This window comes from Methanobrevibacter sp., assembly GCF_045116495.1.
Taxonomy (GTDB): Archaea; Methanobacteriota; Methanobacteria; order Methanobacteriales; family Methanobacteriaceae; genus Methanocatella.
Window position 1 is genome coordinate 15,881 of sequence record NZ_JBGULU010000196.1, and the last position, 15,366, is coordinate 31,246.

Below are 15,366 nucleotides of genomic sequence, written 5' to 3' on the forward strand. Positions count from 1 at the left end.
AAAAGTAACTAAAATAATTTCAAAAATATTTCAATACTGAAAAGATATGAACATAAATAATTTTACAGTCGACATGTAAAATAAATATTATAATTGATTAAATATCAATTTAAAAAAATTTATCCAATATTTTTTTAAAAACACTAATTTTGAATATTTTTAGTATGATTTAAATATTATATTAAATATATTAATTAATACAATATTAATTTTCGATAATTAATTATTGTTAATCGAGTTAGAAGGGGAAAATATATATTGTTTTCACACAGTCAAATATTAGCAAATTAGTTTGCTAAAACCCCAGACGAACATATAATGTATACCCCTTCAACTGAGATTAAGAATAACTCATTTTTAAATTATTTATAATATTAACTAAATATATTCTATACATGACAAAATGTATCATGGTTCAGGGAACCTCATCAAATGCCGGAAAAAGTATGCTTGTAGCCGCACTATGCAGAATATATAAAACAAGAGGATATAAAGTAGCTCCTTTCAAATCACAGAACATGTCCTTAAACTCATATACAACAAAAGAAAACGGGGAAATAGGTATAGCTCAAATGTTACAGGCTGAAGCGGCAATGATTGAACCCAGCATACACATGAATCCCGTTTTGTTAAAACCAAAAGGAGATTTTACCTCAAATGTTATCATTCAAGGAAAATCTATTGGAGACATGAACTTTTATGATTACCAGCACAAATACCATGATACTGCTTTAAATGCCATTCGAGAAAGTTTTGACATCTTATCAAAAGAATATGATATTATAATTATTGAAGGGGCAGGTTCACCGGCTGAAATTAATATGCGAGAGCAGGACATTGCAAATATGGAAATAGCCCACATGGCTGACGCCAATGTTATTTTAATCGCAGACATTGAAATGGGAGGGGTTTTTGCAGCAATTGCAGGAACATACGTCCTACTTGATGATTATGACAGATCACGGCTAAAAGCAACTGTAATTAATAAATTTAGAGGAAATCTTGATATCCTGAAACCTGGACTGGACAGAATTGAAGAGATTACAGGAGAACCCGTTTTGGGAGTGCTTCCTTACGATGAAACTTTAAGATTGCCTGAAGAAGACTCCGCATCCCTGACAACACACGTATTTGAAGAGGATAAAGACATCACAATTGGAGTTATTAGACTTCCAAAAATAGCTAATTTCACAGATATTGATCCGTTTGAATACGAAAGCGACGTATCACTTAAAATGATTGGTATCAATGATGAAATCGGAGATGTTGATGCTATTTTAATTCCGGGAACACGTAACTCAACAGAAGACATGTTTGCACTGCGTGAGTCCGGCCTTGCAGACAAAATCATTGAAAAATCAGCAGAAATTCCAATAGTCGGCATCTGTGGAGGACTTCAGATTTTAGGCAACGTTATCCACGATGAAGAAAAACGTGAATCAAAACATGGAACAATTGAAGGGATGGGTATTTTGGATATTGAATCCAGCTTTTCAAGAGCAGGTAAAATTGTTACCCAATCAACAGCAACAATACCTGACAATTTAGAAGGTCTTGCAGGTGAAATATTTAAAAATATAACTGGTGAAGAAGTAAACGGTTACGAAATACACGAGGGAACCAGCGAACTTTTAAACTCAACAGCACTTTTAAATATTAAAAAGGGTCAGGGAAACAACGATGACGGTGTCATTGATGGTGCATCCAATGGAAATGCCTTTGGAACATACTTCCACGGAATATTCCATAATTACAACTTCAGAAGAGAATTTTTAAATTATATCCGTGTTAAAAAAGGTCTTGAAGCCAAATATGGTGAAGACCCATACGAAACCCAAAAAGACTATTCCCTAAACAGACTTGCTGAAATTGTCGAAGAGCATTTAGACATGGACATTATAGATGAGCTGATTTTTGGCAAAAAAGAATAGTCTCCATTTAAGCTTTTCAAGATAATGCACAATCCAAAAAATATTTATCATCACTCCAAAAATAGGAACATTTCTTAACATTTAAACCGTATCATTTAAAAATGTTAACAAACATATTTATTAATATCAAAATATTTGGAGATTAGATTATGATTTTAAATGTAAACGCAACTAACAAAAAATCTGGTGAAGTAATTTCATTTGCATTAGAAGGCGACAAAGATGCAGGATTCTTCTACGAAGGAACCCACATGCAAGAAGTAGCTGATAATAAAGTCAGAGAAGTTTGTAACGGTTTAATTTTACTCGGTTCCCCAATTTATACCATTAAAGCTGGCGAAACTGAAACCATTGAAAACATGACTTTTGTTACTGAAGTTACAGCAGAATAATTCTGCTACTCTTTTTTTATTTTTAAACCTAATTTTCCCAACACACACCAATTCACTAATTTTATTTAATTTTTGCCACATATGTTCAAATCGCTGAAAATCCACAACATTTTCAATCAATTGACAATGATAATTTGTAAACTATTTAAAATATAATAAACAAAATATAATTAAAGAGGGTATTATGAATATTACAAAAAATTATAATGAAAAAGAACTAACCTTATCTGTTGAAGGTCGTATTGACACTATTACTTCAAAAGAGTTAGATAAAGCGATAAATGATGAAATGGGCAATTTTGAATCTTTAATTATGGACTTTAGTGATTTAGAATATATTTCAAGTGCAGGCCTTAGAATTTTAATTGTGACCCACAAAAAATTAAAAGCGGACAACATCCCCTTTGTTATCAAAAATGTTAATGATACAGTTAGAGAAATATTTAAAATATCCGGTTTTGATAAGATTTTAGTGATACAATGAATTCCATAACCCTAAACCCTGAAATAAATGAATTACACACATTAAATAATTTTATTTTAAATGAACTTCAAAAAGAAAACTTTCAAGTTAATTTAATTGCTGAAGAAATATTTGTCAATATTGTAAATTACTCAAAAACAGAATTCATAACCGTGAATATTGAATATATTAATTCCACTTTAACATTAGAGATTATAGACAATGGAATTGAATTTAATCCTCTTTTAAAAGAAGATCCAAATCTTCCCAATGATATTGATGAGGCAGAAATTGGAGGTCTTGGCATTTTTTTAACTAAGGAAATGGCTGACGAACTTGAATATCGTCGCATAAATGATGAAAACCATCTAAAAATTATTAAAAAAGTGGAATGAACAACTCTAAACCAAAAAATCATTGCTGGAATAATAGAAGATTTTGAATTTGTAAAAAATAAATTACATTTACTGAAGAATCAGTGACATATTCAGACGGAATAACAGATGCCACAATAACAATTATGAAATGTACGGCAAAGATAGGCTTTTAAACTTCTTCAATGCATTTAAAAGTGATGATAATCCGATTGTCCAATTACTAAATACCCTTAATAGCTTTGCCAAAGATTAAGAACAGTTTGATGATATGACATTACCATACTTGATGATAAAATGATAAAATTAGCATACTGTAATGTAGAAAACCTGGATTTGAAGAAAGCTTACACTCTGGTTTCTCAAAATCGTCAGGAAAAAATTGATTTTTACAGGTTTGAAAAGGATAAAAAGTTAAGTGCAGGCGCATATCTTCTCTTGAAAAAATTATTATCAGATGAAAACATCACAAATCCCACATTCAAAAGCGGAAAGTATGGAAAGGCATACATATCCAATCATGAAAATATTTATTTTAACTTAAGCCATTCAGGCAAAGTGGTTTTGTGTGCAATATCCGATATGGAAGTAGGTGTAGATGTGGAATATAATGACCCCACAATTGATTTGAACATAGGTAAACATTACTTCTACAACAGCGAATATGAAAATATCATGAATGCGGAAAATCAGTCAGATGAATTTTTCAAATATTGGGTCTTAAAGGAAAGTTACATGAAATACACTGGCCTTGGAATGAACTTGGAATTAGATAGCTTTGAAATAATAATTGAAGATACTATCAGACTTAAAGATGATAAAGAAAACTTAAAATTTAATCTGTTCAACATCGAAAATTATAAAATTGGCATGGTCAGCCACTATGCCACATCTGATTTAATTGAATATAACATCAATGAATTATATTGAAAAAATATAAATTATAAACAAACATAAATAATAATAACAAATATTTTATGGGATATACATGGATATAATTAAAAATTACAATGGAAAAGAATTGACAGTAGAAGTAGGAAATAAGATTGATACAACTACCGCACCCGACTTTCAAAACGAAATTATGGATGAAATGGGAAAATTCGATTCATTAATTTTAGACTTTAAGAATCTGGAATATATCTCAAGTGCAGGTTTAAGAGTTTTGATTTTAGTACAAAAGAAATTAAAACCTGAAGAAATTCCATTTACCATCATAAATGTCAACGATGCTATTAAAAGCATTCTTGCAATGTCAGGATTTGATAAAATTTTAAACATAGAATAAATAAGCCAAAGAATTATTCATTGGCTTTTAATAATCTTTTTTTTGAATTAAAAAAAAACAAATTAACAAAACAAAAATCAGCTGAAAAAAATTATTATTGAAAAATAGAAGCGGGTTTGTCTATTTCTCAAAACTTATCTAAAATAAGAAAAATCATTGAAATGAAATTTCAACGATATTCCCTTTAAAATAATTATTCTTTAGACTTTAGGTTTAATGTTTCTTTTTCAATGTCAATTTTTTCATTTAAAATAGTTGAAACTTCATCCATTTCGTCTTTAACAGCTGCAAGATCTTCTTCAATTGATGCTAATTCAATTACTTTTTCTATATCTTTTTCGAGATTTTTGATTAAATCATTTTTAGCTTTTTGCATTTTTAATTGAGCAGCCAATAAGATTTCTTCGAATTTATTTTCAGCTTTAAATAAAATTAATTCGATAGGTTTTTCATCAGCTTCAATTTCAGAATCAATAACATCTAATAATTTAAGAATGTCCTTATCTGCATCATCTTCAGCCTTATATATTATTTTAATAGCTTTTTCAAGATGAGCTTCTATTTTTTTACCAGTGTATTTTTCTTTTAATGCTAATTTTCTTTCTTCATGATTGATTTTAGATTGTGCTTTTTTTCTTCTAATTTTACTTTTTTTCATCAAGTTTTACAGAAATTTTTTCCTTTTGTTCATCAAAACTCATAATATCTCCTTTTATGATTATTATTTATACTTTATCAAAAATAATTAATAAATCTTTTGATAAATATGCGAAAAAAAACAATAAATTGGCAATTTAACCATATTATTAAATGGATTGGTATTTTATGTACAATTTGTATTTCTATTTTCAAGCATTTGGAAGGAAAAATGGAATTTGGTTTGCATTTGCAATCTCAAAACTAGCAACACTAATTTTCATTTGCCTATATTCAAAGTATATAACTAAAAAGATGATGGAGAATACAAGATTCTTCTTAAAAAAAACAACATGATGAAAATGAAAAGATTCAGGAGTAATCATACTGTAAAAACAATCAACAAATAATTACAGAATATTCCATTTAATCAGATTGCAATTGATTATTCAGTTAAAAAAACAAATTTGAGTCCTTTATTTTCAAACAGAACTTGGAGACAAGATACAATACAGGTAATTCTATCAACGGACCAATTACAAGGGCTATTGAAATTAACTCATGACCCGGAAAAGAATTTATAGCAATTGCAAGTGCCAATGGTGAGTTACGTGCCAATGTGGTCATTGTTAAACTTGCATATTCAGAATATGTAAAATTAATCTTTTCGGACAATAACAGATCCAAAACTGTATTAACAATGAAAAATAGGATTAAAGGAATAAATAGGACTGCAATGGAGTTTAAATTATCAAATAATAAATCACCCTGACTTGCAAAGATGCAAAATACCGCAAGGGACAAAAACCATATTTCCAAACTGCCCATTAATTCAGCAGCCTTTTCTTTCAAATTTTTGTACAATATCAATTTTGTAAACTGTGCCGCTATGAATGGAATTACAATGACAATAACAAGTGAATATGCCAGTTGTGAATAATCCATTGAATTTGCAGTTGAAAAAAACAAAATTAAATAAATTGGAAGTAATATTATCTGCAATATCAGATTTATTGGAAGTATTGATAAACTTAAGGTTAAATCTCCCTTTGCCATTTTTGTAAATACCAGATACCAATCTGTGCATGGTGTTAATATCAACATGAAAAAGCCAATCAAGATATCAACATTTCCCCTTAAAAATAAGAATCCTATGAAATATCCGAATAATGGTGTCCATAAAAAATTGATTATCAAGCTTGTTGATGTGAATTTTATATTTTTGAAACTGTCTTTTAGTTCATTTAAGTCAACTTCTAAGAATAAACCGTAAAGCATTAGGCATAAGAATATGTTTATCAAATAATCAGTATTATCGGCTATAATTTGAATATTGCTGAAAAATAATCCGATAATGACTGCTGAAAAAATTATTACCGGTTCCAGTTTTTCTAATAAATCCATATGCCCTCACCATTTAGGTATGACTAAATTTTGTATTTGATAATATATACCTTTATCGATTAATTAAAAATTGATATTGAGGATTTGATATTTTTAATTCATTTAACCTACATAATACTACTTTTTGCAAAAAACCTGTGAATTGACCCCGATATAACTCAAAATACTTTCATTTTAAAAAAAATGAACTTCAGATAATGAAAATCAACAAGGTTTTTAAAAAATATTCACTATTTAACTATTTTTTTAAATTATATCTATTTTATTATAAGGAAATTAACCAATTAATAAGTAAAATAGGACAAAGTTTTAATATTGCATTATTGATATAATTATACAACAGTATTAAATGGAGGTGAAAAATATGGCAATCCCTAAGGCTCCTGTAAAAAGGATCATCCAAGAAGCTGGTGCTGAAAGAGTAAGTGCTGATGCAGTAGACGCATTAGCTGAATACTTAGAAGATTACGCAGAAGAAGTCTCTAAAAAAGCAGTTGTATACGCAAAATATGCAAACAGAAAAACTGTTAAAGAAGAAGATATCGCTTTAGCTACTGATCATCAAAAAACTGAGACTCCTGAAGAGAACACAATATTCTAGACGTAATCAAAAATGTATTTGATGCTGCATCCGAAGGAAAAGTCATTGAAGACATCATTAAATCATTTAAGAAAATGGAAAAATGAGAATGAACAAGTAAGGATTTGACAAAAATTATATGATTTAAATTAAATCAAATAGTTTTTATATTTGCAAGTTTTTCTTGCAAATTTTTTTATTTTTAAGATTAAATAACTATTTTTTGTTGGCGTATTTCATTTGAAAATATACAGTTTAAAAATACACTCGAGGTACAACTCTCTCATGAGTTTTAATTGGGCGATTATTTTAATGCACCATAAAATAAACCGCCACTATACTTGGTATCGCAATGATGATTGTATTACGAATCATAAGAAAACGATGTACTTTCCATTCTTTTTCAGTTAATTCTCTGGTTTTTGGGATTTTTAGAACAGTCAAAATCATAGTCGCCGCAAGGAAAATGAAATACGCATTAATTATAAACAGATATCCTGCTCCAAGGAGCATATCCAATCTTCCGTTTGCAATAGAATATCCGCAGGTACATAATGGTGGCATCAGAGCAGTTGCAATTGCAACACCCGGAATAACAGTAGTTGTTTTGTCCATTCTTGTTTGTCCAATGATTCCGGCAATTCCACCGAAGAATGCTATTAAAACATCATAAAATGAAGGAGATGTTCTTGCAAGCAATTCTACTGTAGGCTCTTTAACAGGAGATAGGAAAAAGTAAATCGCTGCAGCAGTAACACTGATTACAATCTGTATTCCAAAACCAAGCATAAAATTACGAAGCATGGAATAATCAGCAGTTACATTTCCATATGCAGAAGCAAGAATACTTCCCATAATCGGGGAAATGAGCATCGCCCCAATAATCACCGCCGTTGAACTCATATTAAGACCAACAGATGCAATTACCATTGCACATATCAGAACACACAGATTAGTTCCTGTTACTTGTCCGCCATCCAATAAACGTGTACGAATCTCCTCATGAGATGCAGAATCTTCAGATAATGAAAAAGCTGTTCTAACTTTTTCTTTCATTGTTTCATTATATTCCTTAATATTACTCATATTCTCATTTCCTTAATATTCCTCTAATCGGTTTTTGATATTTCTCCAGATAACCTCTTACCTAATTCATAGGCCTTTTTCAAGTCCTTCGGAAACTGTGTTTTTTCACTTTCTATCTTATGTTCAGCATCAAACATGTTGTTTACATAAGCTGAATACTGTTTGAATTGTTTGGTATCATAAGCATATAATGCTTCACATTCTCCAAAAATGGCAGTCAGGTAACCTCTCATAATGGCCAGTTGATCTTCTCCATTAAAGTAGTCCATTTCTTTTGGCACATTCATAGTGTAAATCATTGCAGTTTTCACTTCTTTTTTAATTTTGGATACTCTGTTACCATCTTCATCAATCAGATATGTATCTGCCGCAAATAATAATCTTTCCAGAAACGCCTGTGCTGATGATGATATTGATCCATAATAAATAGGAGTTCCTAAAACTATTGCATCCGCCTCAAGGCATGTCTTGAGAATTTCCTTTAAGTCATCTCTCCAATAACATAAGGGATTTTTAAGATTCTTTTTTAAATGACATGTAAAACAGCTCATGCACCCCTTAAAATCATAACTATACAAATCTATGTATTCAACATCGGCACCCCCATCCATTGCGCCGTCAACTACCTTTTTACATAATTGGGAAGTGTTTCCCATTTTTCTAGGACTTGCATTAAGAACTACAATATTCATAATGCATATTATTTTTATCATTCATAGCTATCAATATTATCTTAGTTTGCAAAACAATGCCCATATCAAGGTTGGGAAAAATAATTGAAATGTATCCGACGAAATTTAAATAACATGAATATTAAAATTTTAAATGATAAATTCAACTAAAAACATTCCAATGAAAACAAAGCTGAAAATGAAATATAAGTATGAACTCCCAGTTCGATGAAAATAGCTTAAAAATCCTTTAAAACTAATAAAACAGTTACATGAAATCAATATTACATCAATAAGGTGAAAAATATGAATCCAATTACAATCGATGGTGAACAGTGTATTGTTTGTTCGAAGTGTATTAATGACTGTCCAAACTCATACCTGTTTTTAGAAAATGATGAAATTCAACAAACCAGAAAGGATGCATGGAATGTGGCCATTGCTATGCAATATGTCCTCAAGGTGCCATAACCATGACAAACTAGAATCTTCCGATATATTTTTTTGATTTCACAGCCTATACATAAAATTTAATTATTGTGATTAAAAAATACTTATTCATGAACATTAAAGCACCAATAATAATGGAGTTAATTTTCATCGTGATTTCTGTTCTGGTATATATTACAACTTCCAACACCTTTTTCATATTCAATTTCCTCTATATCGGAACTGCAATAGCTGTTGGACTGTTCATGATGAGTAAAAATAACATATACGCAAGAAACCTGATTATGCTTGCAGTTGGAGGTTATCTGTTTTTTTACGTGGGTATTTTAGGTCATGAAAACTTGTCCCTGTCCGGATTTTGGTATTATTTAAGTTTAGGTGTTTTTGAAGGTGCCGTTATTCATTTTCTAATTGCAAAAATCCTTGGGCCATTACTGTTTGGCCGTGGGTGGTGTGGCTATGCCTGCTGGACAGCAATGATATTGGATTTGCTGCCTTATAAAACCCCTCAAAATGAAAGGAAAAATTGGGGGTATGTCAGATACATATTATTTGCAGCAATATCATGCGGAGTATGTTCACTATTCGTTTTTAAATTTGCCAATCTTGATTCAATAATATTTTTCCTGTTTATTGTAGGAAATATTATTTATTATATTCTTGGAATTGCTCTGGCATTTTATCTTAAAGATAACCGTGCATTTTGCAAATATATTTGTCCTATTACTGTATTTTTAAAGACTTCAAGCTATTTTTCACTTTTAAGAGTTAAAGTTAATGAAAATAAATGCATCAGTTGTGGCAAATGTGTAAAGGCATGTCCGATGGATGTTGAAATGTTAAACAATTCCAGAAAAAGAGAAAACGGTACGGAATGCATATTGTGCCTTAATTGTGTTCACAGTTGTCCGAATGATGCTCTGAAATTATGATTTAGACAAAGAAGTTTAATTTGAAAAATTAAGTATTTCCAGCCATCATGAATCTTTTTGATAAAATTGACAGTAATATTATAACTAATAATCAAATAAAGTTGTTGCTTAGGTTCAATATAGCTCGGTTCATTGACCTCTTTTACAACATCACCTTCTTTAACATCCACGATTAAAAGGGGAGAATCTGGATTGTACAACTTTTGATTCCTTTGGTCAGGTTCCTGTTGGCGTTGACATAACACTACTTAAAAAATGTTTGTGTATCAGATATAGTTGCAATGATGATTAATGATATTAAAAAATAAGTTAAAGTAGAGATTCAATGTCTACAACATGCTTGAACATGTTCGAACAAGTAGACATTGATTAAAATTTACTTATACAAATAGAATTTAAGTATCCAGAAATGTGGACTATAAACTCTAATGGATAATATGAACCAGATTATATATAAAGTTAATTATTTTTTAATTTATAAATTGCAGGAAGTGTCATTTGCAACTGAACAAACCCAAACATAGCTGATTAAAGCTATCGATAAACAAAAATTGGAATATTTGAAGATTCCTGCAATTTAAAGGAGAAATCCATTATGACATAGGATTAATTATATGTAATCCATATGATGAACAATGCCAGACACCACGTGATGGTGGCGTATATGAGCATTGCAACCCAAAATTTCTTTCGGACACTCATAAGGATTCCTCCATTTGTATAAGTAAATTTGCCAAGAGGAGAGTTCATTAAAACAATAATTTTAAATCCCATCACAGGCAACATTATTTTGTTCGCGATAATATCACCACCTTTGGTCAAGAGTTTGATTAGTTATAATATTTGATTTAATAGTATTTAAGACTTCAATTCATTAAATTAAGACATTAAAATCGTTTTAAACGTGAAATATTGCTTTAAATTCGTAAAATTTACTTCATTATATAACTCACAAATGATCATATAATCATGACATGAAAAAATTAGAATAAAATCTTTTATGTATCTTCTGTATACTATTACATTACACTGTATTTAAAGCTTGTTGAAGCCACTTCGTAAAATTGTAGTGATAAAAACAAGATATATCAAGTTTAGGGCAATATAAATCAAACCAATTTTTGTTGAAAATCAATGTAGCTAGATTCATTAACTTCCATAACATCACTCTCATTAACATCACCGGTCAGCAACGGTGAATCCGGATTGTGCAACTTCTGGTTCCTTTTAACCAGCTTCATGTTGCTGTTGGCATAACAGTATAGAAATTATGTACTACAAATTGAAATCTTGTTTGGTATAATGCGAACAAACTATAACTAAAAGTAGTAGAATTATCCATTACTTTTTAGTGAAATTTGTTTCATAGTTAACATGGATTTTTCCATATTTTTTGATTAAAGGCCATGAAATTATCAGAATACTTAATTTTGAACAATATCTGTTTTATTTTTTAATCTGTGGATATAAAATTTAATTATGCTGAAAGAAATAATTGCAGCAATAGAATATCCAACAACAAGTCCCATATATACTCCAAAGACTCCCATGTTTAGAATTAATCCAAATAAATATGCAAATATTAAAGTAAATATTATTTGAGAGAGAAGTGAAAGGCAGAATGAAATGAAGCCCTTACCCATCCCCTGGAATGATTTTACTGCCATTATTTGTAAAGGAGACAATAAATATAAAAATGTCAATATCGTCAGTATTTCTGAAGCCCTATCAATTACGAGCGGATCAGATAATGTCAAACCAAATATTCCACAGATTTGATGTGGAAAAATAAAAAATATTAAAGCAACAATAACTGAAACGGATAAAGCAAGCATAGTTGCATAATTTAAACCTTCTTCAAATTTATTCCAAAGTTTTGAAGCATAAGTTGCCCCTGAAACTGTGATAAATACTGAACCTAATGAATCTGCCGGAACTAAGACAAATCTTATCAGCTGCTTAACAATTATAAAGGACGCAATTTCTCCAACACCTGCAGTAAATATTATCAAATAGTTTACTGATATGGAAAATATAGAATGTAATATGTCATTTACTGCAACAGGAATCGAAACAACCAATAGTTCTTTTAAGAGACTTAATTGAAATTTAAAATTCTGCTTTACAGGAATTATTATATTCTTCCTAAAATCCTGACCTATGTTCATATATATTAAACCGCATATTAAAGCGATGATTGTTGAATATGATGCTCCTGAAATTCCTAAATTTAAAATGTAAATAAAAATAGGATCCAATATCATATTTAAAATCGCAATTACAATAAAAGAATCAGATGAACGTTTTACATCACCCCTGGATCTGTATAAACCTGCATTTATTTCAGGAGCCATTAAAAAAATATTTAACATAAATGCCGGCATAATATACGCCTTACAAAGTGACGATACACTAGCCCCACCAAGAAATATGATTATGGAATCTAAAAAGAAAATCCCTATCACTAAAAAGATTAAATATGACAATACTGCCAAAATTACTATATGCATAATGGCATTATCAGCATCTTCATTTTTCCCAATACTCACAAATCTTGAGATGACTGAATTAAGGCCGGCACCATAACCTGTACCAATACCACTTATAATAGTCCATAAAGGAACTACCAGACCCATTGCAGTAAGTGCATCGGCAGTGAGCCCTGAAACCCAAAAGCTGTCAACCAAATAATTTAAATTTATTAAAAATACAGATGCCATTGATGACAAAACAAATTTATTAATGGCCTTCTTTGGTTCAGTCTTACTTAACTCAATCATGTCAACATTTTGATTCATTAATAATAATATTATAAATATTAATTTATAAAATTTATTCAATATAATCAACTAATCTTTTCAAATTTCCATTATTATCAATCAAAAATTTAAACAATAACCAGGCAAATCAAGTACATTGAATTCGAAAATTAAAAAATAATTTCTCATAATGATTTAAACCAACACCTGAAATAATACGAAATTGCACAAATTCCTAAAAGGTACTCAAAAAAAAGAAATCAAATCAAAGTTTGCTGTCTATCGATATAGCTAGGCTCAGAAATCTCCTTTACAACATCACTATCTTTAAAATCACCGATTAATAGTGGTGAATCAGTATTATGCAACTTCTGATTCCTTTTAACCAGCTTCATGTTGGCGTTTGCATAATAGTATAGAAATTGTTCATTAATTTCACAGATTTAGTTTTGAATCTTTTATTGAAAATAAATCTTCATATTTATGTAAACTCAACCCGTATGCACTTTCCATAATCACTACATTTATTTTAGAATTATTTCTTCAACCATAATGCAATTCTCCTAATTTATATAGTATATAAAGGGTTATGGCCAAAAAAAAGTATGAACAACAACTTTTGGAAAAAGAATCATTCAAATTATCATGGAATGCCTCCCTAACCACATCAACACGTTTTGTTGTTTTTCTTCAGCCAATTTTCATAGGCCTTGTTTCAAATTATATCTCAGAGTAGCTCATCACCATCACATCGAATTCCTGCATTTTCAAATGCTTTAAAGCATTCATCAAGATAATCCTCTTCATAAGAATTATATTTAAAAATAGCATGTTTTTGACTAAGACGCAATTTTAAACCTTTTGCTAGCTCAGTTTCTTCAAGATAAATTGGGACAATATCTATTTGTTCTTCCAATGCTAATTTTATCTCATCAACAACATTATTTCTAGACATAGAAGTTTTAGTTATGAAAACAACTAAAAGAGAAGCTTTAAGTAACGCTTCTTCGATTTCCTCATCCCATTCTTGGCCTGCAGTTAAACCTTGATCATACCATATAGGATAACCTTTATCATGAAACTTCTTTATCTCTCTAAAAACTAATTCTGCATCTTTATGAGCATAACTAATAAAAATATAAGGTTTTATACCACTATACGCTTTAAATGGCTTTCTTAAAGAAACTGAATCTTGACTATAAACAACATCTTTTAAAGGTTTATTTTCTTTAAATGAACTCATGTCAATAACACGATGTAACCCTAATGAATTAAATTCTTCACGCAATGCTTCCATTAATTCTTTATAATGATGAGTATAATCTGGATAACCATCAATCCATCTTGCATTACTTAAAATATACATCCATTCATCATTTGGTAAAAATCCATCAATTTTAAATGCAATAATTGGAATATTATTGTTGGAAGCTGTTTTAAGTTCATTTTTAATATAAATTGATTGATAGGCATCATTAGAAGATATGAACATTAAAAGATTTGCTTCTTCTATGTTTTTGAGGATTTCTTCACTATAATTAGTACCAGGTTTAACATCTCTTGGAGCCATCCAACATTTGACATTATTTGATTCTAGAAAATTACAGATATTTTCTGCAATATCTCTATCACGAGTGCTATATGAAATAAAAACATGCGTTAAAATAACTTGAGGAATCTCATTTTCATCTTTCTTTTTATTTTTGCCAAAAACTTTGTCAAGAATTCCCATCAATTAACCATTTACAATACAAACTATAAATAATTTCCTTTAATGTTTTCCAATATATTAAATTAGATAATGTTTGTGAACTATTCAGTAGATGAAATTAACCAATAACTCATAGAATCATAATCTAACAAAAGATATAATCAATTAATTAATTTTTGTTGCGTATCAATATAACTAGGTTCAACTATTTCTTTTACAACATCATCATCTTTAACATCACCAATTAAAAGTGGAGAATCATAATCATGTAATTTCTGATTCCTTTTGACCAGCTTCATGTTGCTGTTGGCATAACAATACTTACATCCATGCATACAGGTGTTATATAATCCGATATCCCTTCCCATTAAACAGTTGCATTCACGATTTCTGTATTTTCCTTTAGGGACTTTTAAATTATTTCCAATAGCTTTTTCCAGCACCTGCTGGGTCATGCATCCGGCTGAATCAAAACCAAACTGGTCAAGCAATGTGCCTTCCACACAGGTTTTCATCTGGATATCATATTCACCTGCAATTTTTGCGAAATTTTCACCAATCACCAAACGTTCCTCAGTTGTAACTTCACGGGCTTCGGGAAAATTCCTTAAAACCTTCTGATACAAATCTATAAAACTGATTGTGCAGTCTGATGTATACTCATGCAATTCCGATGCCATCTGCTCAAA

The 15,366-nt window shown here is 29.9% G+C and carries 18 protein-coding genes; 10 read left to right on the plus strand and 8 right to left on the minus strand.

Going from position 1 to position 15,366, the window contains the following annotated elements:
- The first annotated feature begins 395 nt into the window (after positions 1 to 395).
- The 6 genes from cobQ to ACJMLH_RS10315 all read left to right on the plus strand — a co-directional run bounded on the left by cobQ (position 396) and on the right by ACJMLH_RS10315 (position 4,448).
- Positions 396 to 1,931 (plus strand): cobyric acid synthase CobQ, encoded by a 1,536-nt coding sequence (gene cobQ, locus ACJMLH_RS10290; RefSeq protein ID WP_405277370.1) that lies wholly within the window; start codon positions 396 to 398, stop codon positions 1,929 to 1,931.
- A 149-nt stretch (positions 1,932 to 2,080) separates the two neighbouring features.
- Entirely contained in the window at positions 2,081 to 2,323 is a 243-nt protein-coding gene (locus ACJMLH_RS10295) for a hypothetical protein (protein ID WP_405277372.1), read from the plus strand.
- 184 nt (positions 2,324 to 2,507) lie between these two features.
- On the plus strand, positions 2,508 to 2,807 hold the full coding sequence (locus ACJMLH_RS10300) for an STAS domain-containing protein (RefSeq protein ID WP_405277374.1): 300 nt from the start codon (positions 2,508 to 2,510) through the stop codon (positions 2,805 to 2,807).
- On the plus strand, positions 2,804 to 3,181 hold the full coding sequence (locus ACJMLH_RS10305) for an ATP-binding protein (RefSeq protein WP_405277376.1): 378 nt from the start codon (positions 2,804 to 2,806) through the stop codon (positions 3,179 to 3,181). The genes ACJMLH_RS10300 and ACJMLH_RS10305 overlap by 4 nt, the downstream gene beginning before the upstream one ends.
- A 276-nt stretch (positions 3,182 to 3,457) precedes the next feature.
- Positions 3,458 to 4,090 carry a 4'-phosphopantetheinyl transferase family protein gene (locus tag ACJMLH_RS10310; protein WP_405277378.1) on the plus strand — a complete coding sequence of 211 codons (633 nt, stop codon included), beginning with the start codon at positions 3,458 to 3,460 and terminating at the stop codon, positions 4,088 to 4,090.
- A gap of 58 nt (positions 4,091 to 4,148) precedes the next feature.
- Positions 4,149 to 4,448: an STAS domain-containing protein gene (locus ACJMLH_RS10315; RefSeq protein WP_405277380.1), complete on the plus strand. Its 300-nt coding sequence runs from the start codon at positions 4,149 to 4,151 to the stop codon at positions 4,446 to 4,448.
- Between the two features lie 193 nt (positions 4,449 to 4,641).
- Here the strand turns inward: ACJMLH_RS10315 and ACJMLH_RS10320 are convergent, their stop codons facing one another.
- Both ACJMLH_RS10320 and ACJMLH_RS10325 read right to left on the minus strand, forming a co-directional pair.
- Entirely contained in the window at positions 4,642 to 5,106 is a 465-nt protein-coding gene (locus ACJMLH_RS10320) for a hypothetical protein (protein WP_405277382.1), read from the minus strand.
- A 431-nt stretch (positions 5,107 to 5,537) separates the two neighbouring features.
- On the minus strand, positions 5,538 to 6,488 hold the full coding sequence (locus ACJMLH_RS10325; protein ID WP_405277384.1) for an arsenic resistance protein: 951 nt from the start codon (positions 6,486 to 6,488) through the stop codon (positions 5,538 to 5,540).
- A 364-nt stretch (positions 6,489 to 6,852) separates the two neighbouring features.
- Between ACJMLH_RS10325 and ACJMLH_RS10330 the strand changes: the two genes are divergently transcribed.
- Positions 6,853 to 7,089: a histone family protein gene (locus ACJMLH_RS10330; protein ID WP_405277386.1), complete on the plus strand. Its 237-nt coding sequence runs from the start codon at positions 6,853 to 6,855 to the stop codon at positions 7,087 to 7,089.
- Positions 7,090 to 7,377: 288 nt separating this feature from the next.
- Here the strand turns inward: ACJMLH_RS10330 and ACJMLH_RS10335 are convergent, their stop codons facing one another.
- Both ACJMLH_RS10335 and ACJMLH_RS10340 read right to left on the minus strand, forming a co-directional pair.
- Positions 7,378 to 8,154, minus strand: coding sequence for a DUF389 domain-containing protein (locus tag ACJMLH_RS10335; protein ID WP_405277388.1), 777 nt, complete (start codon positions 8,152 to 8,154; stop codon positions 7,378 to 7,380).
- A gap of 23 nt (positions 8,155 to 8,177) precedes the next feature.
- Positions 8,178 to 8,846, minus strand: coding sequence for a flavodoxin family protein (locus ACJMLH_RS10340; protein WP_405277390.1), 669 nt, complete (start codon positions 8,844 to 8,846; stop codon positions 8,178 to 8,180).
- 404 nt (positions 8,847 to 9,250) lie between these two features.
- Between ACJMLH_RS10340 and ACJMLH_RS10345 the strand changes: the two genes are divergently transcribed.
- Together ACJMLH_RS10345 and ACJMLH_RS10350 are read left to right on the plus strand one after the other, a co-directional pair.
- Positions 9,251 to 9,310, plus strand: a complete 60-nt coding sequence (locus tag ACJMLH_RS10345) for a 4Fe-4S binding protein (RefSeq protein ID WP_405277407.1) — start codon at positions 9,251 to 9,253, stop codon at positions 9,308 to 9,310.
- 75 nt (positions 9,311 to 9,385) lie between these two features.
- Positions 9,386 to 10,207, plus strand: coding sequence for a 4Fe-4S binding protein (locus ACJMLH_RS10350; protein ID WP_405277392.1), 822 nt, complete (start codon positions 9,386 to 9,388; stop codon positions 10,205 to 10,207).
- Between the two features lie 1,109 nt (positions 10,208 to 11,316).
- Here the strand turns inward: ACJMLH_RS10350 and ACJMLH_RS10355 are convergent.
- Positions 11,317 to 11,448, minus strand: coding sequence for a hypothetical protein (locus tag ACJMLH_RS10355; RefSeq protein ID WP_405277394.1), 132 nt, complete (start codon positions 11,446 to 11,448; stop codon positions 11,317 to 11,319).
- Between the two features lie 183 nt (positions 11,449 to 11,631).
- Positions 11,632 to 12,987, minus strand: coding sequence for an MATE family efflux transporter (locus tag ACJMLH_RS10360; protein ID WP_405277396.1), 1,356 nt, complete (start codon positions 12,985 to 12,987; stop codon positions 11,632 to 11,634).
- A gap of 568 nt (positions 12,988 to 13,555) precedes the next feature.
- Here ACJMLH_RS10360 and ACJMLH_RS10365 point away from each other — a divergent pair.
- The gene (locus ACJMLH_RS10365; protein ID WP_405277398.1) at positions 13,556 to 13,702 is read left to right on the plus strand and encodes a hypothetical protein; all 147 of its coding nucleotides are present in this window, start codon (positions 13,556 to 13,558) and stop codon (positions 13,700 to 13,702) included.
- Here the strand turns inward: ACJMLH_RS10365 and ACJMLH_RS10370 are convergent.
- Positions 13,694 to 14,698 (minus strand): toll/interleukin-1 receptor domain-containing protein, encoded by a 1,005-nt coding sequence (locus ACJMLH_RS10370; RefSeq protein WP_405277401.1) that lies wholly within the window; start codon positions 14,696 to 14,698, stop codon positions 13,694 to 13,696. The genes ACJMLH_RS10365 and ACJMLH_RS10370 overlap by 9 nt on opposite strands.
- Positions 14,699 to 14,838: 140 nt before the next feature.
- A partial coding sequence (locus ACJMLH_RS10375) for a DUF1848 family protein (protein ID WP_405277403.1) occupies positions 14,839 to 15,366 on the minus strand: 528 nt, incomplete at its 5' end.

Coding starts and splice junctions, on each gene's coding strand:
- cobQ (WP_405277370.1), top strand. CDS start 396: ATGACAAAATGTATCATGGTTCAGGGAACCTCATCAAATGCCGGAAAA.
- ACJMLH_RS10295 (WP_405277372.1), top strand. CDS start 2,081: ATGATTTTAAATGTAAACGCAACTAACAAAAAATCTGGTGAAGTAATT.
- ACJMLH_RS10300 (WP_405277374.1), top strand. CDS start 2,508: ATGAATATTACAAAAAATTATAATGAAAAAGAACTAACCTTATCTGTT.
- ACJMLH_RS10305 (WP_405277376.1), top strand. CDS start 2,804: ATGAATTCCATAACCCTAAACCCTGAAATAAATGAATTACACACATTA.
- ACJMLH_RS10310 (WP_405277378.1), top strand. CDS start 3,458: ATGATAAAATTAGCATACTGTAATGTAGAAAACCTGGATTTGAAGAAA.
- ACJMLH_RS10315 (WP_405277380.1), top strand. CDS start 4,149: ATGGATATAATTAAAAATTACAATGGAAAAGAATTGACAGTAGAAGTA.
- ACJMLH_RS10320 (WP_405277382.1), bottom strand. CDS start 5,106: ATGAAAAAAAGTAAAATTAGAAGAAAAAAAGCACAATCTAAAATCAAT.
- ACJMLH_RS10325 (WP_405277384.1), bottom strand. CDS start 6,488: ATGGATTTATTAGAAAAACTGGAACCGGTAATAATTTTTTCAGCAGTC.
- ACJMLH_RS10330 (WP_405277386.1), top strand. CDS start 6,853: ATGGCAATCCCTAAGGCTCCTGTAAAAAGGATCATCCAAGAAGCTGGT.
- ACJMLH_RS10335 (WP_405277388.1), bottom strand. CDS start 8,154: ATGAGTAATATTAAGGAATATAATGAAACAATGAAAGAAAAAGTTAGA.
- ACJMLH_RS10340 (WP_405277390.1), bottom strand. CDS start 8,846: ATGAATATTGTAGTTCTTAATGCAAGTCCTAGAAAAATGGGAAACACT.
- ACJMLH_RS10350 (WP_405277392.1), top strand. CDS start 9,386: ATGAACATTAAAGCACCAATAATAATGGAGTTAATTTTCATCGTGATT.
- ACJMLH_RS10355 (WP_405277394.1), bottom strand. CDS start 11,448: ATGAAGCTGGTTAAAAGGAACCAGAAGTTGCACAATCCGGATTCACCG.
- ACJMLH_RS10360 (WP_405277396.1), bottom strand. CDS start 12,987: ATGATTGAGTTAAGTAAGACTGAACCAAAGAAGGCCATTAATAAATTT.
- ACJMLH_RS10365 (WP_405277398.1), top strand. CDS start 13,556: ATGGCCAAAAAAAAGTATGAACAACAACTTTTGGAAAAAGAATCATTC.
- ACJMLH_RS10370 (WP_405277401.1), bottom strand. CDS start 14,698: ATGGGAATTCTTGACAAAGTTTTTGGCAAAAATAAAAAGAAAGATGAA.